This is a genomic window from Chitinophaga hostae (assembly GCF_018224885.1).
Lineage (GTDB): Bacteria > Bacteroidota > Bacteroidia > Chitinophagales > Chitinophagaceae > Chitinophaga > Chitinophaga hostae.
Genome location: NZ_JAGTXB010000016.1, coordinates 80,119 through 105,583, shown reverse-complemented (window position 1 = coordinate 105,583; position 25,465 = coordinate 80,119). Strand labels below are relative to the sequence as shown.

Genomic DNA, 25,465 nt, shown 5'->3' with positions numbered 1-25,465 from the left:
AGGTGGAGATCCCATCTCTCTACAGGTTAAATTATTGTTATTACTGAATAAATAACTGAGCACAAATGAGAAATGAGCTCTCCTCGAAAACCCTATTTGATCTGCTGATTAGCCAAAAAGACCAATCAGAGAAAGGAGTCAATTTTATAGTGGCAGCAACCAGGACAATTTTTTTATCCTATCAGCAGTTGTATCACGACGCTTTGTCGCTGCTCGGATACTTGCAGCATAAAGGATTGAAACCCGGCGATGAACTGGTGTTACAGCTGGACGACGGCCAGCAGTTTATTCAGTATTTCTGGGCCTGTATCTTAGGCGGGATCATACCTGTACCGGTTTCTATTACGCATTACAGCGAAAATGCCAGGAAGCTGTATAAAATAAGGGCATACCTGAAGAACCCCTACTTAATCACTACGCCCGCACATTTTGAGAAATTGTGTAAACAGGATTATAGTGATGGTGCTGCCGACAAAACTTTTTTTGACCAGGTACTGTTCCTGGATGAAGATAAAGATAACCTGCCCGAAGGAATTATGGCGGATGTAACACCGGATGATATTGCATTTCTGCAATTTTCATCCGGTTCTACCGGTAATCCCAAGGGCGTAGAAATCAGGCATCGTAACCTGATCGCTAACACGTTCCCGGTATTGGATGCCTATGAGTGTACGCCTGACGATATATTTTTAAGCTGGATGCCGCTAACGCACGATCTTGGATTGATTGGTTATCATATTAACCCACTGGCAGCCGGTGTACAGCAGTATATCATGCCTACGGATCTCTTTATCAGGCATCCGTTACTATGGCTGCAAAAGGTATCTGATTACAAGGCGAGTATTACCTGTTCCCCCAACTTCGGCTATAAATATTACTTAAACCAGTTTACGGAAGAGAAGGGCCAGACACTGGATCTATCTGCTGTAAGGATCATATTAAACGGTGCCGAACCAATTTCTGCTAACCTCGCCAGGGTTTTTACCGACAGGCTGGCAAAATATAAACTGAACCCGATGGCCATGCGCGCTGTATACGGGCTGGCAGAAGCTACACTGGAAGTTACTTTTCCCAGAGTACATGTACCCTTTAAAAGCGTATTCGTAAAAAGGGAGTCGTTGACCATCGGTAAAAGTATTACCAACAAATCATTGCAGCAAGAAGGAGGACCGGATACACTGGAAGTGGTAGCGGTGGGAACGCTCATAGATGGACTTGAGCTGAGGATTGTAAATGAAAAAGGAACTACACTGCGCCCCGGCCATGCAGGTGTGATCTGGGTAAAAGGACCATGTGTGGCCAGCCGTTATTACAATAATGAGGCCGCAACCAGTAATACATTCAAAGATGGATGGCTGAACACCGGCGATACCGGCTTTGTGCTGGATGATACCCTGTATATCATGGGCCGGGTAAAAGACATCATTTTCGTAAATGGCGGAAATGTATATCCGCACGATATTGAACATACACTGGAAACACTGGATGAAATTGATACCGGTAAAGTAGTGGCCTGTGGTGTACCGGATGAGGTAAGCGGATCGGAATCTATTGTTGTTTTTGTAGTACATAAATTGTCAGCGGAAAAATTCCTGCCAATGATATCATTGGTGAAAAGGACTGTGGCATCCAGGCTGGGACTGGAGGTAAAGCAGGTGATTCCGGTAAGGAAAGTGTTCAAAACGACCAGTGGAAAAGTAAGAAGACATTTATTCGTAGAAGAATATATCAATGGCGTTTATAATGACATTATACAAGAGATAGCAGCCCTTACCACCAGTGCGGACATTGCCGCGGCAGTTGGTGGTAATGAGCAGACTCATTTACCTGGTGTAGAAATGATCCGCCGATGGCTGAAACATTGGCTGAAGCAACGGGTGGAGTTGAGTGCAGAAGAGTTGGGTACAGACAAAACGTTTGCGGAATACGGACTGACTTCCATGCAGACCGTCGCGCTGGCCGCGGACCTGGAAGTCTTCCTGCAGGCACCTGTCAGTAATACTATTGTTTACAATTTTCCTACTATAGAGAGTTTATCCTCTCATTTATCAGGTGTGTCGGCAGCGGTTAAAGAAAATCAGCCTGCTGTAATAACGGAAACGACTGTACGTTCATCGTCTGATAAGCGTATTGCGGTAATCGGGATTGGTTGCCGGTTTCCCGGAGAGGTAAATTCACCCGCCACTTTCTGGGAACTCCTCAGTGAGGGACGGAATGCCATCAGTCAGATACCTGCTGACCGGTGGGATGCCACTGCTTTTTATGATGAAGATGCTATGGCTGCTGGCAAGATGTATACGCTGCAGGGTGGTTTCATTGATCAGCCAGACCAGTTTGATCCTTTGTTTTTCGGCATCTCTCCCAGAGAAGCGGCGGGTATAGATCCGCAGCAGCGGTTGTTGCTGGAGGTAAGCTGGGAAGCGCTCGAGCATGCAGGTATTGCACCGTCCAGGTTGAGAGGAACAGATACCGGCGTTTTTATAGGATTGGGTACAGACGACTATCAGCACCTGATACAAGAGCACAAAGGACGCCGGCATTACGAGGACGTGTTCAGCGGGCTGGGTATAGAAAGAAGTGTGGCGGCGGGACGGATCGCCTATTTGCTGGATTTTCATGGTCCGGCCATGCAGCTGGATACGGCTTGCTCCTCCTCGTTGCTGAGCGTGCATCAGGCCGCGCAGAGTCTTTTGAACGGAGAGTGTAGTTTGGCTTTGGCAGGTGGTGTAAACCTGATGTTGTCACCTGATACAACAATTAAATTATGCCGGATGCAGGCGTTGTCTCCTACCGGATCCTGCAAAACTTTTGATGATAAAGCAGATGGTTATGTAAGAGGAGAAGGCGCCGGGATGGTTGTTCTGAAGCGTTACAGCGACGCTGTAGCTGCCGGGGATACTATACTCGCAGTAGTTAGCGGATCTGCAGTAAATCATGACGGACAAAGCAACGGGATGGCCGCTCCTAATGGCGTGGCACAGCAGCAATTGCTGGAGAAGGCGTTGTTGCACGCTGACGTTGAAGCATCTACCGTACAATATATAGAAACACACGGTACCGGTACGCGGTTAGGCGACCCTGTAGAAGTACAGTCCCTTCACGCGGTATACGGGAAAGACCGGCCCGCAGAGCAACCTTTGGTGATTGGTGCGCTTAAAACCAATATCGGTCATCTGGAGGCGGCAGCTGGTATCGCCGGATTCATAAAAACGGTTTTAAGTCTTCATCATGGACAGATACCTGCGAGCCTTCATTTTGAAGCGCCGAACAGATTTATTCCCTGGAAGGACATCCATGTACAGGTGGCGAACCGTTTGATGCCATGGCCTGCTTACAGTGGCAGCCGCCGTGCTGCCATCAGCGCATTTGGGTTGAGTGGTACTAATGTACATGTAATCCTGGAAGCCGCTGCTCCTGTAAAAGAAAAAGCCGGTGGCGGCCTGCAGCCGGGATGGCCATCTTACCCTTTTGTGCTGTCAGCCAAAACACCACAGGCATTACAGTCTTTGGTGGCTAAGTATATTCATTTGCTGAACGATGGCACTACGTATTTACCTGATCTCGCATATAACGTGGCAGTAACCAGAGATGCGTTCAGACACCGGCTGGCTTTTGAGGCCGCCTCCGTGCCTGCCGCTCGACAATTATTACAGGCGTACGCTGGCGGGGGAACGAAAAAAACTTTGCTGGAAGGCACTACTCCGGACCAACGGGGAGAGCTGGTATGGCTGTTTACAGGGCAGGGCTCGCAGTACTGGCAAATGGGTAGGGAGTTGTATGAAAGCAGTGCTGTTTTCAAATCCATAATAGACCGTTGTGATAATTACCTGCAAACCCGTTGGGAAGTATCACTGGTGTCGTTGTTATATGGGCCGGAGGAGGAGACGGCTACCGCCTTGCTGCGACAAACCGGGTATGCTCAACCTGCTTTATTTGCGATCAGTTGCGCCCTGGCTGAGGTATGGAAGTCCTGGGGTGTATGGCCTGGCATTGTTGCCGGGCATAGTGCAGGAGAATATGCTGCTGCCTGCATAGCAGGTGTATTCAGTATCACGGATGGGTTGAAACTTATCTCCGAACGTGCCCTGTTGATGCAATCCCTGCAGGAGCCAGGTGCCATGGCTGTTGTATTCGGTGCGGAAGCACTGATACTCCAGATGATACGTCCGTATGGAAGGGATCTCGCCATTGCCGCTGTCAATGGTCCTGAACTGAGTGTGATATCGGGCAAACGCGCGGCAGTCACAGCAGTCATTGCTTCACTCAAAGAAGCAGGTATCGGCAGCAGAGAGCTCGCCGTGTCACATGCATTCCATTCCTCACTGATGGAGCCTATGATTGATGCCTTCCGGAAGGTAGCGGAAGGTATCGATTTTCATGTGCCGGCGTTGCGTTTGGTGTCTAATGTAACCGGGGACGTAATCAGTGATGATATTGCAACTCCTGCTTACTGGATTCGTCATATTCTCTCTCCGGTACTTTTCAGCAAAAGCATCAAGAGTATACGTGAGCTGGGCGGACAGGTGTTGATGGAGCTGGGGGCACAATCGAGTCTGCTCTCTATGGCGCAGCTGAGCATACCCCATGAAGAAGATCAACTGCTGCCTAGTATGAGACAGGGACAATCTTCCTGGAGTACAATGCTGCAAAGTCTGATGGCATTATATATCAAAGGATACGCTATAGACTGGGACCAATTTTTTGCGTCCGGTATTTACCACAAAATAGATTTACCGGTATATCCTTTCCAACGGCAGCGCTACTGGATCGATATGGACGATGCGCGGGTATCCGCACCTGCAATTGCAACACCTGTTGTTGCTGCAGCACCTCATCATGAAACGGTGATCGCCAGCGGACACCAGTTGCAGGATATATTGAATTATCTGACCCAGATATTTGGCAGCTTACTAAAGATGGCGCCTGCCGATATTAACATACATGCCCGTTTTTTTGAACTGGGTGCAGACTCTCTGGTGTTGTCCAGTGCGGTGCGCAGAGTGGAAAAAAATTATGGCCTGACTTTCACTATCAAAATGTTGTATGAGGACCTGACTTCACTGCATTTGATGGCACAATATATTGCGGCAAACACAGCGCCTCCTGTTGTGGTGAGCGTTCCTGCAGTACCTATCAGCGCACCTGCAACACCCGTTGCAGAAGCGGTACAAGTCAATACTGCCGGAATACAGGGCCATTTCCAGGTGATGCAGCAGCAGTTCAATATTATGTCGCAGCAGTTTCAATGGTTGTCGCAGCAACTTGGCAATGGTCATTCCCTGCAAGGTATTTCCGCATTGCCGGCGGGCATTGCAACTGTTGCACCTGTTAATGGGGTACAACTTAGTGCGCCAACCCCGGCCGCAAGTAAAAAACACAAAACTATTTTTCCGAAAATGGAGACCAGGCCTGTACAAACCGGTTATTCGCCGGCACAGGAGGAGTATCTGCAAGCCTTTGTACAGCGCTACAACCGGAAGACCGCGAAGTCTAAACAACTGACCCAGGATTTCCGACCAATACTGGCAGACAACAGGGCTTCTGCAGGGTTCCGTTTTTCCACGAAAGAAGTATTGTATCCTATCATTGGCGTGTCTTCCAGTGGCCCTACCATTACGGATGTAGACGGTAATACCTATGTAGACATTGCAATGGGTTTTGGCGTGAACCTGCTGGGACACCGCCCGCCGGCTGTTACCTCAGCTTTGCAGCAGCAAATAGAAACCGGTTATCAGTTAGGCCCGCAAACTATCATGGCTGGTGAAGTAGCCACTTTGGTAGCTGAGCTCACGGGCATGGAACGGGTTAGTTTTCACAATTCCGGAACGGAGGCTGTGATGACAGCCATACGGCTGGCGCGTACGGTGACCGGCAAGACCAAGGTGGCCATATTTGCCGGTTCTTATCATGGGCATTTTGATGGCACGCTTGCAGTAGCCGAAGATATGGAGAACGATCGTAAGACCGGCGTACCAATTGCTCCCGGTATATTACAAAACATGGTCGCTGATCTCATCGTTTTTGACTACACGAATCCGGGTGTTGTTGCGCAGATCAGGGCACATGCGCATGAACTGGCAGCAGTACTCGTGGAGCCGGTACAAAGCCGCCGTCCTGCTTATCAGCCCAAAGCCTTGTTACATGCGTTGCGTGATATGACAGCTGCTGAAGGCATTGCACTGATTTTTGACGAGATGATCACCGGTTTCCGGATACATCCGGGGGGCGCACAGGCTTATTTCGGTGTACGTGCAGATCTTGCCACTTATGGCAAAATCATCGGCGGTGGATTACCCATTGGCGTTATTGCGGGAAGTGCGCATTATATGAATGCGCTGGATGGTGGTAACTGGCAGTATGGGGATCAGTCTTATCCCGTTGCTGATACCACTTTCTTTGCGGGTACTTTCTGTAAGCATCCGCTAAGCCTGGCCTCTTCCCTGGCATTATTGAAAGAACTGCAAAAGCATGGACCTGTGTTGCAGGAGCGATTGAATGCCCGCACCACGGTCTTTATAAAAGACATAAGTACCTTCTTTGAACAGGAGCAGGTACCGATGCAGGTGCATCATTTCGGATCGTTATTTTATTTTGCGATCAATACCAATATGGACCTCTTTTTCTATCATCTGGTGGAGAGAGGAGTGTATGTATGGGAGGGTAGAACCTGTTTCCTTTCCACGGCACATACTGATGAGGATATCGCTTTCATCACTACTGCTATCAAAGACAGTATTAAGACCCTGCAAAGAGAAGGATTCCTGCCTCTTCCGGACAAGTCTGTCATCACGCTGCAAGATCAGCAGCAATTGCTTCCCGGGATTGTACAGACAACCCGGCCGGCGCAGATCCCCTTATCCTTCGGTCAGGAGCGTTTATGGTTCATTGATCAATTGAGAGGAAGTGTACAATATCACCTGCCACATATACTCAAACTAAAAGGTATTCCGGATGTCCACGCACTTTCGCATGCCCTCAGATCGATCGTCAACCGTCATGAAATATTGCGTACCGTTATCGCACAGGATGGCGGACAGCCTTATCAGCAGATTCTTGATCAGGATCTTTGGGAGCTGAACATCGTAGATGGTACTGTTTATACTGACAATCCGGCTGCCCTTCAGTCTTACATGATGGAGCTGATCGGTCAGCCTTTTGATATGGCAACAGATCATCTCTTCCGGGCACACCTGATCCGCTTATCCGCACAAGAATCTATACTGTTATTGGTCCTGCATCATATTGTGGCAGACGGTTGGTCGCTGCAGGTGATGGTAGGGGAATTGATGGAGTATTATAAAGCCTTTATGGAGGGACATGTTCCTCAATTGAAGGAGCTGGTTATTCAGTATGCAGACTATTCAATTTGGCAGCGTACCCACCTGGAAGGTAATACCTGGAACAGGCGGCTGGCTTACTGGGAGGAAAAGCTGAATGGCATTGTTCCCCTGAATCTGCCTACAGACTTTGCCCGCCCGGTGATGCAAAGTACTCGTGGCGCTATGTACTGGTTCCGGCTGGACAAGACACTGCGTAACCAGCTGCACCAGCTTTCCGGGCAGCAGGGAGCTACCTTGTTCATGACGTTATTGACTGCTTTCAAAATATTATTATATCGTTATAGCGGACAGGAAGATATCTGTGTAGGTACTTCTATTGCCGGAAGAATGAATGAAGAAGTAGAAGACCTCATCGGCTTCTTTGTCAATACACTTGCCTTGCGCAGCGACCTGAGCGATGATCCTACTTTCGTGAACCTGTTGAAACAGGTGAAGCAAACAACGCTGGATGCGTATGACCACCAGGAAGTACCGTTTGAAAGAATCGTGGAAGTAGTGGAGAAGGAGCGGGATATGGGGCGGACCTCTTTCTTCCAGGTGATGTTCGAGTTGTTCAATACACCTGATGTACCTGAATTAAAACTGGGTCAACTTCAATTGACGGAGGAGAAAGTTGAACATACCACCTCCTTATTTGACCTGAGTTTCTGTTTGCAGGAAGATGCGGATGGGCTGCTTGGTTATGTGGAATATTGTGTGGATTTGTTCAGTGAAGCAACGATAGTCCGGATGACCAGACATTTTGAACAGCTGCTGCATTATATTATTCAGCAACCGGAAGGACATATTGCCACCTTACCTATCCTGCAGGAAGGAGAAAAGCAACAGATACTTGTTGACTTTAATAATAATATACAGCCTTATCCTGACCAGGAAACCTTTATCAGTCTCTTCTCTGTTCAGGCAGCAAGTACACCCGATGCCCCCGCGATTGTATTCAACGGACAACAACTGAGCTACCGGGAGGTGGATGAACGTTCCAACCAGATTGCGCATTACCTGCGCAGCAAAGGGGTGGCAACGGAAACATTGGTACCTGTTTGTATAGAACGGTCGCCTGAAATGATCACCGGTATACTGGGTGTCATGAAAGCAGGCGGTGCCTACATTCCTATAGATCCGGAATACCCAATTGACAGGATCAATTATATGCTGGAAGACTGTGATGCCAAATTGCTGGTGACCACTGGTTTTGCCCGTCAGAAAACCGGCGTTATTGATGGTGTAATAACAGTATTACTGGATATAAATGCGGAGCAAATTGACATGCAGCCGGTAACGGCGCCGGCTATACGGCCTTTGCCCGCACACCTGGCTTATATAATTTATACTTCCGGTTCTACCGGCAAGCCGAAGGGCGCTATGATAGAACATGCGGGGATGCTGAATCACCTGTATGCCAAGATCCGCGACCTGAAGATGGACCAGCACACCGTATTGGCCTATACAGCTGCCTATACTTTTGATATTTCTGTATGGCAGATGTTTTCTGCTTTGTTATGCGGAGGGCGTACGGTCATCTATGCTGAACATCTGATATTTGATCCGATATCCTTGCTTGGAACAATAGACCGCGATCAGGTGACAATACTGGAGCTGGTGCCTTCTTACCTGGCCTCTTTACTGCAGGAAGAAACGGGTGTAAAGCTAAACCACCTGCGTTATCTGCTGGTGACCGGAGAAGTAGTAAGCCAGCGTGTGCTGACGCAATGGTTTAATCATCGTGACTATCGTGCGATCCCGGTGGTAAATGCCTATGGCCCTACTGAGGCATCAGATGATATCACCCATTATTTCATGTATGAAGCACCTACCCGGAAGAATGTACCATTGGGTAAACCAGTACAGAATCTACGGATCTATATACTGGATCAATCACAGCAATTATGTCCGGTTGGCGTGGCCGGGGAAATCTGTGTATCCGGCGTGGGAGTTGGACGTGGTTATCTGAAACGTCCTGCACTCACTGCAGAACGGTTCTTACAGGATCCGTTCCAGCCGGAAATGGCGGTACGCATGTATCGTACCGGTGACCTTGGCCGGTGGCTTCCTGATGGCACGATAGAGTGCCTGGGGAGGATAGATGATCAGGTAAAAGTAAGAGGTTACCGTATTGAGCTGGGTGAAATAGAGAGTGTATTACTACAGAGTGAGTTAGTTAGTCAGGCAGTGGTACTGGCTAAATCGGATGGAGGTGACACCAAACGGCTGGTTAGTTTTTATGTACCAGATCAGCAGAAGGTGAGAAGAAAAGAAGAAGAACTTTATAGTCAACAGCGTGAAAACTGGCATGAGCTATGGGAAACAGAGTATACCAGGACACAGGAAGAAGGCGTGTCGGAAGATGAATTCAACCTGACCGGCTGGAATGATAGTTTTACGGGTAAAGCGATACCTCAGGAACAGATGCGTAGCTGGCTGGAAGAAACCATAAAAGTTATCCGCACAGAAAAACCCCGCCAGGTGCTGGAGCTGGGATGCGGTGCAGGGTTATTGTACTATCAACTGGCAGACCAACTACAGAAGTATGTGGGGATTGACTTCTCCAGTGTTTCCATTGGTGAGATCCGTAAGAAGATCAGCAAAGCAGAGCGTATTTATCCTAAGACCATCTTACAGGTGGGTGCAGCGCATGAAATCGAACTGGTAGCTGACGAAGAAATCGATATGGTGATCGTGAACTCTGTAGCACAATATTTCCCGGGAGAAAAGTACCTGTCCGATATCTTTTCTAAATGCATACCGATGTTGCGGAAAGGAGGGAAGTTTTTGCTCGGTGATATCCGTGATCAGCGGTTGTTAAAATTATTCAAGAGCCGGTTATGCCTGGCAAAATTCCAGGAACGGGCGAGTATAAAAGAATTTAGCTGGGGAGTGGATCAGGAAATGCTGAAAGAAGAAGAGTTGTTATTGACACCTGCCTACTTCTATCGGCTGAAAGAGTTGTATCCTGAAGTGACCCACGTGGATATTCAGTGGAAGAAGGGTGATTATATTAATGAACTGACACTGTATCGTTATACCGTTGTGGTGTTTGTGGGTATCACACAGCCGGTGTTGCAACCTGAATGGCAATATTGGGATAATATTGCCGATAAGCAGGTGTTGCTGGAGCAGGTCCGGCAGCGTACGGCTATCATTGCCCTGAAAGATGTACCCAACCCGAGGTTGTGGAAAGAAAGATTACTGGAGAATGGATTAAAAGATACTGCTGTTATCTCCGTAGGTGATCTGTCAGATTACATTGCACACCAGGATATGGAAACAGCACAGGTGGATAGATTGCTGGCCGCTGCCAGCGCCAACGGATATGAATGCAGGTTCCTGTTGGACGAAGACCCGTTAAAAATTAATTTGCTGTTGGAACTGACGCCATTTGAGGGCTTCATCGGGGACGTGTTTAGTGAACAGGCGAACTTAAGCCCGGTTACTTCCAATATTCCGCTGTATGCAGATATCTGCGAACTGCTGCAGCAGGATATACGCCGGTATTTACAGGGAGGATTGCCGGATTATATGATCCCTGCCGACTTTACAGCGTTGCAACATTTGCCACTGACGAACAACGGCAAGGTGGATCGTAAGTTCCTGCTGCAACGGGAGGATGTACAACGTAAGGGGCTGCTGAATTACCAGTTGCCGGTAACGGTAATGGAACAGCAGTTAGCCAATATCTGGCAGGGGCTACTCGGCCTGGAGCGTATAGGCGTGCGCGATAACTTCTTTGAAATAGGTGGTCACTCACTGTTGGCCATCCGGGTAGTATCTGCTATCCGAAAGGAATTGAAAGCAGAGCTGACTGTAAAAGATTTCTTCCTTTATCCTACGATAGGGCGGTTGGCCCTTTATCTGCAGGTGCAGGATAAGAGCCTGTTGATGCCTGCCATAGAAGCAGGTCCAAGGCCCACCAGGATTCCTTTGTCTTTCAGCCAGGAGCGGCTGTGGTTTATCGATCAGCTGGAAGGAAGCGTACAATATCACGTGCCTGCTCCATTAAGACTCAAAGGAAAACTCGATGAAGAGGCACTGGCCTATGCCCTGAAATCTATCGTGAATCGTCATGAAGTATTAAGAACGGTGATGGAACAGGAAGATGGTCCGGTGTACCAGCGTATACTGGAGCCCGATCAGTGGCAGATGACAATAGTAGATGGATCCGGTTTTGCTGAACAGGAAGCATTGGAAAGTTTCCTGTCTACCCTGATCCATACTCCTTTTGAGCTGTCAAAAGATCATATGCTGCGTGCTTACCTGATCCGCCTGACTGATGAGGAGCATATGCTGTTGCTGATGATGCACCATATCGTTTCTGACGGATGGTCTTTGTCGGTGCTTGTCCGCGAGCTGATAGAGCTGTACAGTGCCCATACCGGCAAGCGGGAAGTGGTGCTCGATCCATTGGAGATACAATACGCGGATTATGCTATCTGGCAACGTAAATATCTTTCCGGCACCCTGCTGGACAAGAAGCTGGCCTACTGGAAGAAACAACTGGAAGGCGCCACGTTGTTAAGTCTGCCAACCGATTTTGAGCGGCCATTGGTGAAGAGCACCAAAGGTGCATTATTAACATTTACCATAGACAAGACACTTGCTACCTCGCTGCAACAGCTATCGCAGCAGCAGGGCGCAACGTTGTTCATGACATTACTGTCTGTCTTTAAAATATTATTGTACCGTTACAGCGGGCAGGAAGATGTGTGTGTGGGCGGCGCTATTGCGGGAAGAATGCAGGTAGAGGTGGAGTTGCTGATTGGATTTTTTGTGAATGCATTGGTTTTGCGCAGTGACCTGAGTGGTAATCCTTCCTTTATCTCTTTACTGCAACAAGTCCGTAATACTACCCTGGACGCCTATGAGCACCAGGAAGTACCTTTTGAAAAGGTGGTAGAAGCGGTAGTAGGTGAGCGTGATGTCAGCAAGAATCCGTTGTTCCAGGTAATGTTTGCTTTGCAGAATACACCGCCGATACCTGAGTTGAGGATAGGTGAAGTATTGATGGTGCATGAGCCGGTGCTGCATACCACCAGCCTGTTTGATCTGTTCTGGTCTATCCGTGAGCGCCCGGGTCATATAGAGGTAGAAATAGAATATTGTGTAGACCTGTTCCATGAGCGTACTATTATCCGGATGTTCGAGCACTATGTGGCGTTGCTGAAGGCGGTGGTGAAAGAGCCTGAACAGACGGTAGGCAATCTCAGTATGCTGAGCCCCGAAGAAGAACAACAGTTGCTGATATCCTTTAATGATACAGCACTGGCGTATCCGGCCTCAGATAGCATTGTATCGTTGTTTGAGTCGCAGGTGGCCCGTACACCGCATGCCATTGCACTTGCATTTGGAGAGGAACAACTGACCTATAAAGCACTTGATGAACAATCCAATCAGCTGGCTCATTACCTGCGTGCCAGCGGCGTGCGGGAAGAGGTGTTGGTTCCACTGTGCGTAGACCGGTCTGCCAGTCTGCTGGTCAGCATACTGGGTATACTGAAAGCCGGCGGTGTGTATGTGCCCATAGATCCCGGTTATCCGAAAGACCGTATCGCCTATATGTTGCAGGACACAGGAGGTACCGTGGCGGTTATACATCGCACACATGCCACGTTGCTGCAGGAAGCTATGCCAGATGTAGAGCTGGTCTGCATTGACGATGCCGGATGGAAGGCCGGTCAACCGTTGACGGCTATAGGTCAACAGCCGGGTCCGGATTCACTGGCTTATGTCATTTATACTTCCGGTTCTACCGGCCTGCCGAAGGGTACGTTGGTAACGCACCGGAATGTGACCAGCCTGGCAACGGGCGGCAACTTTGTTGCATTAAGTTCCAGTGATGTGATCCTGTCTACAGGCTCTCCGTCCTTTGATGCGACCACATTTGAGTATTGGGGTATGTTACTGAATGGCGGTCAGCTGGTGCTTTTACCGGAGCAGCAATTACTGGACCCTGTATTGCTGAAACAGGAAATCCGTCTGCGGGGTGTGACCAGGATGTGGTTTACTGCCAGCTGGTTCAATCAGCTGACAGATGACGACGTCACCATATTTGAAGGATTGAAGGCGATACTGGTAGGAGGGGAGAAACTCTCTGAAACGCATATACGTAAATTTTTGAGTATCCATCCGGAGATTACCGTGATTAACGGCTACGGCCCTACGGAGAATACTACTTTCTCTCTTACACATCCCATTCATAGCCTGGAAGAAGGGCAGCGGATTCCTATCGGACGTCCGCTGGCCAACCGTACCGCATACGTGCTGAACAGTCAGCAGCAGTTGATGCCGATCGGCATCCCCGGTGAGCTGTATGTAGGAGGCGCTGGTGTATCGAGGGGGTACCTTCACCAGGATACACTGACCAGCGAACGGTTCATAGCCGATCCGTTCAGTGAAATTCCCGGTGCGCGGTTATACCGTACCGGCGACCGTACCCGTTGGCTGCCTGATGGCACGATCGAATACCTGGGCCGTATAGATGACCAGGTAAAGATCCGCGGTTACCGTATAGAACCCGGAGAGATAGAGCGGGCGCTCAACAGCCTGAACGAAGTAGCCACCAGTTGTGTATTGGTGAAAGAGCAACCAGGCACAGGTAAAAAACTGATGGGTTACTTTATTCCTGAAGCGACAGTGATCCGGCAGCGGGAAGAGGCACTTTACCTGCAGCAGGTAGAAACCTGGAATGAGCTGTACGAAACTGCTTACAGTAAAGCGGAGGAAGTAGAAAACCTGGATGAGGAATTTAATATTACCGGGTGGAACGACAGCTTCACAGGTGGTGCTATCCCGGCAGAACAAATGCGGGAATGGCTGGATGATATTCGTCAGGTGATCCTGTCCGGACAACCGCAGCGGGTATTGGAGATCGGAAGTGGTACAGGTCTGATCTACTATCAACTGGTGGGGCATATTCAGAAGTACACCGGTACCGACTTTTCGCGGGTATCTATGGGGCAGTTGCAACAACGGATCAACAGGAAAGAGCGGGACTATCCGGATACCGATCTAAAGTTGTGTGCCGCACATGAAGTGGTGCTCGATGCTAATGAAACAATCGATCATATTATCCTGAATTCTATTGTACAATATTTCCCCGGAGAGCAGTATTTATCTGCTGTAGTGGAAAAATGCATGCATTTGTTGAATGGCCATGGACGCATTATAATTGGTGACGTACGTGACCTGCGATTGCTTTCGTCCTTCAAGGGCCGTTTGCAGCTGAGCAAGTTGCAGGACAGAACCCGGATTCGTGAATTCGAGTGGAATGTAGACCAGGAGGTGATGAAAGAAGAAGAGCTTTGTATCTCTCCGGCCTGGTTCTACCAATTGAAATCCCGGTATCCGGAAATTACACATGTAGATATTCAATGGAAGAAGGGAGACTATATCAACGAACTGACCATGTATCGCTATACCGTGGTGATATATGTAGGTATGGAGCAATCTGTGCTGCATCCTGGCTGGCATGCCTGGGACGAAATCGCTGATAAGAGCAATATCTTCCAGCAACTGAGTAAAAATCATGACAGGATAGCGCTGAAAGATGTACCTAACCCAAGATTATGGAGAGAGCGCCTGCTTGCCCAGGCCCTGGCCGAGAAGCCTGTGTCTATTAATACCGTGGGAGACCTGGTCGACTATATAGTCACGCCTGATCATGGCACCCGCGCGGTGAATGAACTGCTGGCAGAAGCAACCCGTAATGGTTACCAATACCGCTTCCTGCTGGATGAGGATCCGTTAAAGATCAACCTGTTGCTGGAACGTACGCCGTTTGCCGGTTTTGTAGAGCAGGCTTACAGCGATGGAGAGCTTCCCGCTGGCAGCAAGACTAATATCCCATTGTTTCCCGATATATGTACCCATCTGCAGAAAGACATCCGTTTCCTGTTAAAGGAGCGCCTGCCGGACTATATGATCCCTGCCGACTTAGTAGCCTTGGAATATCTGCCACTGACCAGTAATGGAAAAGTGGACAAGAAGTTCCTGAGTGACTGGGAAGATATACAACGGAAGCGGCTGATTAATTATGAAGCCCCCGTTACCCAGGCGGAGCAACAGATGGCCGCTATCTGGCAGCGTCTGATCGGCATAGAGCGGGTGGGATTGCATGATAATTTCTTCGAGCTGGGTGGACATTCTTTGTTGGCCACAAGGGTAGTATCATCGGTGCGTAAAGAGCTTGAAGTAGAAATAAGTGTGAAGGACTTTTTTGTTTACCCGACCGTAGGTCAACTGGCGGCCTACCTTGCTGCACAAAGGAAAGGACTGATATTACCGGCCATTACAGCAGAAGAAAGACCTGCACTGATCCCCTTGTCTTATAGTCAGGAACGGTTATGGTTCATTGATCAGCTGGAGGGAAGTGTGCAATACCATATGCCTGCAGTGTTCCGTTTGAAGGGCACATTGGATGTTTCCGCTTTGCAGCATGCATTGCAAAGCATCGTGCAAAGGCATGAGATATTGCGTACTGTGCTGGAACAGGAGCAGGGTGCTGCCTATCAGCGCGTGCTGACCGAAGATACCTGGCAATTAGTGACCACGGAAGAAGATATCTATAAGACAGATCCTTTTGCATTACAAACTTATATTTCCACCCTGGTCCATACCCCTTTCGATCTTTCGAAAGAACATATGCTGCGGGCGCACCTGATCCGCTTGTCTGCCGAAGAATATATATTGATCATCATCATGCATCATATTGCTTCTGATGGCTGGTCAGTATCCGTTCTCGTGAAAGAACTGGTAGAAGGATATCGCGCCCGGATCAACAACAGGGAACCTGTACTGGAGCCATTGCCCGTGCAGTATGCCGACTATGCTGTATGGCAACGTCGCTGGCTACACGGAGATGTGCTTGATAAACAACTGGCATACTGGAAAGAACAACTATCGGGCACCGAAGTATTGAACCTGCCTGTCGACTATGGCCGGCCCCCTGTTCAAAGTACGCACGGTGCAATGAAGTGGTTTTCCATTGACAAGGCATTGTTACGCCAGTTGCAGCAACTGTCACAACAGCAGGGTACTACGTTGTTCATGACCTTACTTGCTACTTTCAAAGTGCTGTTATACCGTTATACCGGCCAGGAAGATATTTGTGTAGGTACTTCCATTGCCGGCAGAACCCGGGAAGAAGTAGAAGGACTGATCGGATTTTTTGTGAACACACTTGCCCTGCGCAGTGATCTGAATAGTCAGCTTTCTTTCATCTCCTTACTTCAACAGGTAAAACGGACTACGCTGGGCGCTTATGAGCACCAGGATGTACCTTTTGAGAAAGTGGTGGAAGCCGTTGTGAAAACCCGTGACATTAGCAGGCACCCGCTCTTCCAGGTAATGTTTGAGTTGCAAAATACACCTGAAGTACCGAGCATAGACCTTGGCGATGTGCAGTTAGTAAATGAAGAAATGTCGCACACGACTACCCAGTTTGATCTGACTGTTTCCATGGAGGAAAGTGCGGATGGGTTAAAATGGTATGCAGAGTACAGTGTAGATCTGTTCAGCGAAGAGACCATTACGCGTATGATGGCACACTTTGAGCAGCTGTTGTATGCGGTTGTCAAATCCCCGGCCACTCATATCGGTGCGTTGATGATGCTGAGTGCTACAGAGCAGCAGGAATTGCTGATCACCTTTAACGATACAACAACTAGTTATCCGCAGAGCCATACACTGGTAGACCTCTTTGAGGAACAGGCGGCGCTTACCCCTGCTGCTATTGCGCTGGTGCTGGAAGATACCTTCCTGACTTACCAGGAACTGAATGAACAGGCCAATCAGCTGGCTTATTATCTCATCAGCAAGGGAGTGACAGCAGATACACTGGTACCAGTTTGTATAGAGCGGTCGCTGGAAATGATTGTGGGTATACTCGGTATATTGAAGGCCGGTGGTGCCTATGTGCCCGTAGACCCTGAGTATCCTGCAGAACGCATCCGGTACATCCTGGAAGATACCCAGGCAAAGTTAGTAGTCAGCAGTAGCTATGGCAGTGAAAAGATCGCCGGCGCAGCGGATATATCCGTGATCTTACTCGATACTGACCAGGAGTTGCTGGGCAGTCTGCCGGTACAATCACCTGCAATACCACCAACCCCTCATCAGCTGGCATACGTGATCTATACATCCGGATCAACAGGTAAGCCCAAAGGCGTGATGGTAGAACATGCCGGCATGCTTAATCATTTATTTGCCAAAGTAAATGATTTGAAAATGGATGCCAATACCATCCTGGCTTATACCGCTTCTTATACATTTGATATATCTGTATGGCAGATGTTTGCAGCGTTACTGAGCGGCGGACGTACTGTTGTTTATACAGACGCGCATATCTACAATCCGGCTGCATTACTACGCAGCATCAGCAGCAATGGTATTACTGTACTGGAGCTGGTGCCTTCTTATCTCGCGGCTATACTGCGGGAAGATGGTAATATTCCGCTGGAAAGCCTGCAATACCTGCTGGTGACCGGAGAACCAGTAAGCCAGACTTTGTTATCGAAATGGTTCAGTCATCCGGAATATGGCAGCATTCCGGTGGTAAATGCATACGGACCAACGGAGGCCTCTGATGATGTTACCCATCATTTCATGCATGTAGCACCTGTCCGCAACAATGTGCCGTTGGGTAAACCCATACAAAACCTCCGCATTTATATACTGGATGCCGCGCGTCAGTTATGTCCTGTTGGCGTAGCCGGTGAAATATGTGTTTCCGGTATTGGCGTGTCCAGAGGTTACCTGAATGATCCGGAAAGAACAGCGGCTAAATTCATCAAGGATCCTTTCCAGGCAGATGGCGCCATACGCATGTATTGCACTGGTGATCTGGGTAGATGGTTGCCTGATGGCAGCATTGAAATGCTGAGCAGAATAGATGAGCAGGTGAAGATTCGTGGATACAGAATTGAACTGGGCGAAATTGAAAACGTACTGCAACAGTTCCATAGTGTGAAAGCGGCAGTGGTACTGGCCAAAGGTGATGATAAGGAAGATAACAGCAATCGTCGCCTGGTAGGCTACATCGTAGCCGGAAATGGCTACAGCCGTGATGCGGTAGTAGCTTATCTGAAAGAGCGGTTACCGGAATATATGGTGCCGGAGCAACTCATTACACTGGATGAAATACCACTGACAGCTAACGGCAAAGTGGATAAAAAAGCATTGCCGGAAGCAGATAACCAGGTATTGTTAACCCGGTATGAAGCGCCTGGCAATGAAACAGAACAAGTATTGGAAGATATCTGCAAAAAGTTACTGGAAACAGACCGGATCGGCATGAATGATAATCTTTTTGAATTAGGAATGCACTCCCTGCTGGTGATGCGTTTATCAGCAGCGGTGCAGGAAAAATTCAGATTGCATTTACCTGTTAGAACATTCTTCAAACTGACTACCATCAAAGCATTGGCAGCTTATATTAAGATCAGCCAGGCCGCGGTGTTGGAAACGTCGGAAGGATTGCAGGAAATGAGATTGTAACGGCTCTTTTTTCTCTCATCATTTAACTATTTAAGTATATGCCAGGTTTTAATTTGTCAGAGGTAGTACTGATATTGGAACAAGCACAGGATTTGGGAATAAGCCTCTCCCTGGACGGAGAAGAATTGCTGTTGAAAACAAGCCAGGAAAAGCAATTCGCATCTTCTTTCCTGCAAACCCTGAAGGAAAATAAAGCGCAGCTGATTGCCTACTTTAAATCGTCTGCAGGACCCACCGTCTTTACGCCTGCCACGGAAAATATCCGTGTAGCGGAAAAAAATGACGGCACCCGTATCCCGCTGTCGTTTAGCCAGGAACGTTTGTGGTTTATTGATGCGATGCATGGTTCTGTTCAGTACCATATACCCGCTGTGTTAAGATTGAAGGGTATTCCCAATGTGGCAGCCCTGGAACATGCACTGCGCAGCATTGTACACCGCCATGAAATATTGCGTACTGTCATCAGCGCCGATCAGGAAGGAACCTGGCAGCAAACCGTGCCCGGTGATAACTGGAAGCTGGAAAGAATAACCGGCGCCGACTACGTGAACGACCCTGCCGCTTTGCCGGCACGTATTGGAGCACTGATCGACAAACCATTTGATCTGGCCGGAGATTATATGTTACGTGCACAACTGATCACGCTCACAAAAGAAGAATATATACTGGTGCTGACAATGCACCATATCGCGTCCGATGGATGGTCTTCCTCCATATTAATCAATGAGCTGATGGAAGGCTACAGCGCTTTTGTGGAAAAGCGCGACGCCGTTTATACGCCGCTGGACATCCAATATGCAGACTATGCGGTATGGCAGCGTAATTACCTGACCGGTGCAGCAATGGATCAAAAGATCGCTCACTGGAAAAGTAAACTGGAAGGCGTAACGGTGGCGGAAATACCCGCCGACTTTGAACGTCCTGCTACGGCCGGTACCAAAGGCGGCTTTGTGGAATTTAAGATCGATCATGTACTCTCTTCCTCGCTGCGACAACTGGCGCAGCAGGAAGAGGCAACACTGTACATGGTGTTGCTAACGGCGTTTAAAGTATTGTTATACCGCTACAGCGGACAGGAAGATATTTGTGTGGGTGGCGTGGTAGCGGGAAGGATGCGCACAGAACTGGAGCCATTGATCGGCTTTTTTGTCAATACACTGGCGTTGCGCACCGATGTGAGTGGTAATCCTTCTTTCATCACCTTACTACAACGTGTTAAGAATACGTTATTGGATGCATATGAATATGAGGATGCTCCTTTTGAAAAAGTAGTGGAAGCGGTAGTGAAAGAACGGGATATGAATAAAAACCCATTGTTTCAGTCAATATTTGTATTGCAGAATGTACCGGCTATGCCGTTACTTCGTATAGGCGATGTGGTTATCACTGAAGAACCGGCGAACCGTAATGCAAGTCTTTTTGATCTTACGTGGATTGCAGAAGAATCCCCGGAAGGGATCAGTATCTACCTGGAATACAGTACGGACCTGTTCATGGAAAGCACTGTCCGGAAAATGTTTTCGCATTACGAAACGTTGCTGGCAGCTATCGTGAAAAACCCTGCACAACCGGTAGGGATATTGGAAATCCTGGGCCGCAGTGAAAAAGAGCAGCTGTTAAGTTTCAATGCGACCGATGTGCCTTATCCTGCGGATAAAACCATCACTGCCTTATTTGAAGAACAGGTATTGCAGAGGCCGGAAGCGACTGCACTTCTTTTCGAAGAAGAACAACTCAGTTACCGGGAGCTGCACGAGCAATCGGATAAGCTGGCCTGGTACCTGCGGAGCAAAGGCGTGAAGGAAGGTACCATGGTACCACTGTGTATGGAACGTTCTGTACAGCTGATCGTCAGCATACTGGCTATACTAAAGGCCGGAGGCGCGTATGTACCTGTAGATCCGGCTTATCCCCAAGACCGCATCCGGTATATGCTGGAAGATACCAGGTCTGAGCTGATACTCACTAACAGCGCACAATTATTAATGCTGCGGGAAGAAGTGCCTGCTACGGAACTGGTGTGTGTGGATGAAATGATGGAGCTGCTGACAGCTACACCCATTCCCAAACTCGTCATTTCCACCAATCCGGAATCTCTTGCTTATATTATTTATACCTCAGGTTCTACCGGTCAGCCCAAAGGAGTGATGGTGACGCATCGTAATGTTACCAGTCTGGCCATGGGAGGTGATTACGTGGAATTGAGTGCCGCTGATGTTATATTGTCTACCGGTTCTCCATCCTTCGATGCTACCACTGTTGAGTATTGGGGTATGTTGCTGAATGGCGGACAACTGGTACTATACCCGGAGAAAAAAATGTTGGATAACCAGTTACTTAAACAGGAAATCTGGCAGCGGGGTGTCACCAAAATGTTTTTTACCACCAGTTGGTTTAACCAGTTGGTCGATGATGAGATAGGCGTATTTAAAGGATTAAATGCGCTGATGGTAGGCGGGGAAAAAATATCTGAAGAACATATTCAAAAATTCAAGGCAGCATATCCGGCTACGAAGATTCTTAACGTATACGGCCCTACGGAGAATACCGGTTTTTCCCTCAGGTGGAATATAATTACCGTGGAACCCGGCAGTACCATTCCTATCGGCCACCCTTTGGGAAACCGTACCGCATATATCCTCAGCAGTGAGGGGCAATTATTGCCGGCAGGCGTAATCGGAGAACTGTATGTAGGCGGTGCAGGCGTAGCCCTTGGCTATCTGAATAAGCCGGCTTTAACCGTCGAAAAATTTGTTCCGGATCCTTTCAGTAATACGCCTGGTGCGAGGCTATACCGTACAGGCGACCTTGCACGTCGGCAGCCGGATGGCGCAGTGGTATACGTGGGCCGTATTGATGACCAAGTGAAAATACATGGCCACCGTATTGAGCCAGGCGAAATAGAAAGCATATTGCTGCAATACCCCGATGTAAAACAGGCAGTGGTATTAATGCAGCTAAAAGCAACGGACGATAAGTACCTGGTAGCATACATTGTACCGCAGGGTGCTTTTGATAAAGCAGCGTTGACAGATTATCTGAAAAGCAGGTTGCCGGCATACATGATACCCTCTCAATTGGTATCCCTGGAAAAAATTCCGCTCACCTCCAATGGTAAGGCAGATAAAAAAGCACTGCGGGCACTGGAGGGTGATAGCCTGGAAGTGATGGCTTATGTAGCCCCCGCCAATGAAACAGAACAACAACTGGCAAATATTTGGGAAAGGTTTTTACAAAGAAAACAGATCAGTACCAACAGCAACTTCTTTGAACTCGGAGGCCATTCATTGCTGGCCTCCCGTGTGGTAACAGCTATTCGCGGTACGCTGAGTATAGAATTGAGTATTACGGCTTTCTTCCGAAATCCTACTATCGCCAAAATGGCAGACTATCTTATCGGTAAGGATAAAGAAAATTTGTTGCCGGCTATTGCCGCCGGTAACCGGCCATCACGTATTCCGCTGGCATTTAGCCAGGAACGCTTGTGGTTCATTGACCAGCTGAATGGCAGCGTTGCTTATCATATTCCATTAGTCATCAGGTTAAATGGATCATTGGATGAAGGCGCATTGTCTTATGCACTGAGTACTGTGGTGAACAGGCATGAAGCGCTGCGTACTGTGATCCGGCAGGAGCATGGCGTCCCCTATCAGCAGGTAATGGAAGAAGATGGCTGGCAACTCAATATTATTGCAGGAGAAAAATATAAAGATCCGGAACTGTTGCATGCCCGGTTGATAGAACTGGTAAATGCACCTTTTGATCTGGCCCGGGATCATATGTTACGTGCGAATTTAATCCGCCTGTCGGCAGATGAACATGTACTGCTGATCACCCAGCATCACATTTCTACTGATGGCTGGTCTGTTACCCTGCTCATCAACGACATCGCTGAGTTATACAATGCTTACACTCAAAAACGACCTGCTGTACTCGAGCCGTTAACCCTTCAGTTTGCGGATTTTGCAATATGGCAACGTAGCATCGCAGAAAGCGACCGGTTGCGCAAGCAACTGGCTTACTGGGAAAAACAACTGGAAGGGGTGGAAGTATTGCAGCTTCCGGCTGATTTTTCCAGGCCTGTTATCCAGAGCACAAAAGGGGCCGTAAAGCGGTTTACGCTGGATATTGCATTGTCGCAGCAGTTACAGCAGTTTTCGCTGCAACAGGATGTTACCTTGTTTATGACGCTGCTAACAGCATTTAAAGTATTGCTTTACCGTTACAGTGGCCAGGAAGATATTTGTGTAGGTTCTTCCATTGCCGGCAGAACAACGGAAGAAGTAGCAGGGGTGATAGGCTTCTTTGTCAATACCCTGGCGCTTCGCAGTGACCTGAGTCAGCACCCTTCGTTTATCACCTTGTTACAACAGGTGAAGCAAACTACGCTGGCCGCCTATGATCACCAGGATGTACCATTTGAAAAAATAGTAGAGGCAGTGAATACCGATCGGGATCTGAGCAGAACGCCGCTGTTCCAGGTGTTATTCGAATTACAGAACACTCCGGCCGTGGATAGTGTACAACTGGGTTCCCTGACCGTTACCAAAGAAGACGTAAAATATAATACTGCCCAGTTTGACCTGGTAGTGTCTATGGAGGAAGGACCGGACGGACTTACCGGTTATGTGGAATATGGAACGGAAATCTTCCGGGAAGAAACTATCTCACAGCTGATGACGCATTTTACGCAATTGCTTAAAACGGTTATCACGTTACCGGATACACGAATTAACACTTTGCCTTTGCTGACCGATAGGGAAAAGTATCAGCAGCTGGTTACCTTTAACAATACAAGCGTAGATTTCCCTCACGATAGCACATTGATTGACCTGTTTACCAGTCAGGCCCGCCGTACCCCGGGAGCCACTGCACTGGTAATGGAAGACCAGCTATTTACCTATGCCTCCCTGGATGAGCGTTCCAATCAACTGGCGCACTACCTGCGGGGGGCTGGTGTGAATAATACTTCGCTGGTACCTGTTTGCATAGACCGCTCTCCTGAGATGGTCATCGCTATTTTGGGTATTATGAAAGCCGGCGGCGCCTACCTGCCCATCGATCCGGGTTATCCGGAAGAAAGGGTCGCATATATGCTGAACGATAGTAAGGCAAATATTGTGATCAGCAGCAGCAGCGTTGATAAACAAAAGCTGCAAAATGGCGATACTGTGCGTATTATTTCCCTGGATGAGGAACGTGCTATTATCAGTGGGTATCCTGTTACTGCTTTGATAAATTTACCGGTGCCATCGCAGCTGGCTTATGTGATCTATACTTCCGGTTCTACCGGTTTGCCTAAAGGCGCTATGATAGAACATGCCGGTATGCTGAATCATTTGTTTGCCAAAGTAAATGATCTCAGGATGAATGCAGATACTATTGTTGCTTTCACCGCTGCCTTTACTTTTGATATTTCTGTATGGCAGATGTTTTCCGCGTTGTTATGCGGTGGCTATACGATTATTTACCCAACAGATACCATTTTAGAACCAGGCGCCCTGATGCAGGCGGTGGAAAAGCATAAGGTAACGATCCTGGAGGTAGTACCTTCTTATCTTTCCGCTATCCTGGCTACCGTAAAGGGAGTAGCACTGCAACACTTGCAGTACCTGCTGGTAACCGGTGAAACGGTGCCCCGGCAGTTACTGGCGGAATGGTTCCATCACAAAAATTATCGGACCATTCCCGTAGTAAATGCCTACGGTCCTACCGAAGCCTCCGATGATATTACCCATCATTTCATGTATGAAACGCCGGAGCATAGCAATGTTCCTTTAGGTAAGCCCATACAAAACCTGCATATACATATTCTGGATACTTCCCTGCAGCTATGTCCCTTGGGTGTGGCCGGAGAGATTTGTGTGTCCGGTATTGGCGTAGGCCGGGGCTATCTTAACCGGGCGGAATTAACGGCGGAGAAATTTGTGAAAGATCCCTACAGCGAAAACGGTCTTGTGCCAATGTATCGTACCGGCGATTTGGGCAAATGGCTGCCGGATGGCACTATCGTACACCTTGGAAGAATAGATGATCAGGTGAAGATCCGCGGTTACCGTATTGAGCTGGGTGAAATTGAAAGAGTGATAGAGAAAAGCGACATGATAAAACAAGTGGTGGCGATCACTAAAGCAGATCATCATCACCAACAGCAACTGGTAGGTTATGTAGTAGGACAGGAGAATTTTGATAAAGATGAACTGTTGGCATACCTGAAAACAAAACTGCCGGAATACATGATCCCGATGCAGTGGATGATATTACCGGAGATGCCGCTTTCCGCCAATGGAAAGATTAACAGGAAGGCATTGCCGGAATCAGATATGGCACCGGTATCGAAAGATATGTATGTAGCCCCTACCAATGAACGGGAAGAACGGTTGGCAGCTATTTGTGCCAAACTACTGGAAGCCGAACGTGTAAGCATATACGATAACCTCTTTGAAATTGGCATGCATTCTTTGCTGATTATGCGGCTGGCTGCCACTGTGCATGAGGAGTTCGGTTTGCAGGTATCCGTGCGGACGTTCTTTCAGCTGACCACCATCGCAGCATTAGCAAAGTATATCGCCATCAATAAAACGGAGGTTGTTACCCCCACTTCCAAACAAAGAAAAATTATTTTATAATCCAACTTT

2 protein-coding genes are annotated in these 25,465 nt (G+C 48.3%); both read left to right on the top strand.

All coding sequences use genetic code 11. The features are described 5' to 3' along the window. Positions 1–65 precede the first annotated feature (65 nt). Positions 66–18,827 carry a non-ribosomal peptide synthetase/type I polyketide synthase gene (locus KE626_RS25195; RefSeq protein ID WP_211975785.1) on the top strand — a complete coding sequence of 6,254 codons (18,762 nt, stop codon included), beginning with the start codon at positions 66–68 and terminating at the stop codon, positions 18,825–18,827. A 38-nt stretch (positions 18,828–18,865) separates the two neighbouring features. Beyond that, positions 18,866–25,456: a non-ribosomal peptide synthetase gene (locus KE626_RS25190; RefSeq protein ID WP_211975784.1), complete on the top strand. Its 6,591-nt coding sequence runs from the start codon at positions 18,866–18,868 to the stop codon at positions 25,454–25,456. The last annotated feature ends 9 nt before the right edge of the window (positions 25,457–25,465 follow it).

Coding starts and splice junctions, on each gene's coding strand:
- KE626_RS25195 (WP_211975785.1), top strand. CDS start 66: ATGAGAAATGAGCTCTCCTCGAAAACCCTATTTGATCTGCTGATTAGC.
- KE626_RS25190 (WP_211975784.1), top strand. CDS start 18,866: ATGCCAGGTTTTAATTTGTCAGAGGTAGTACTGATATTGGAACAAGCA.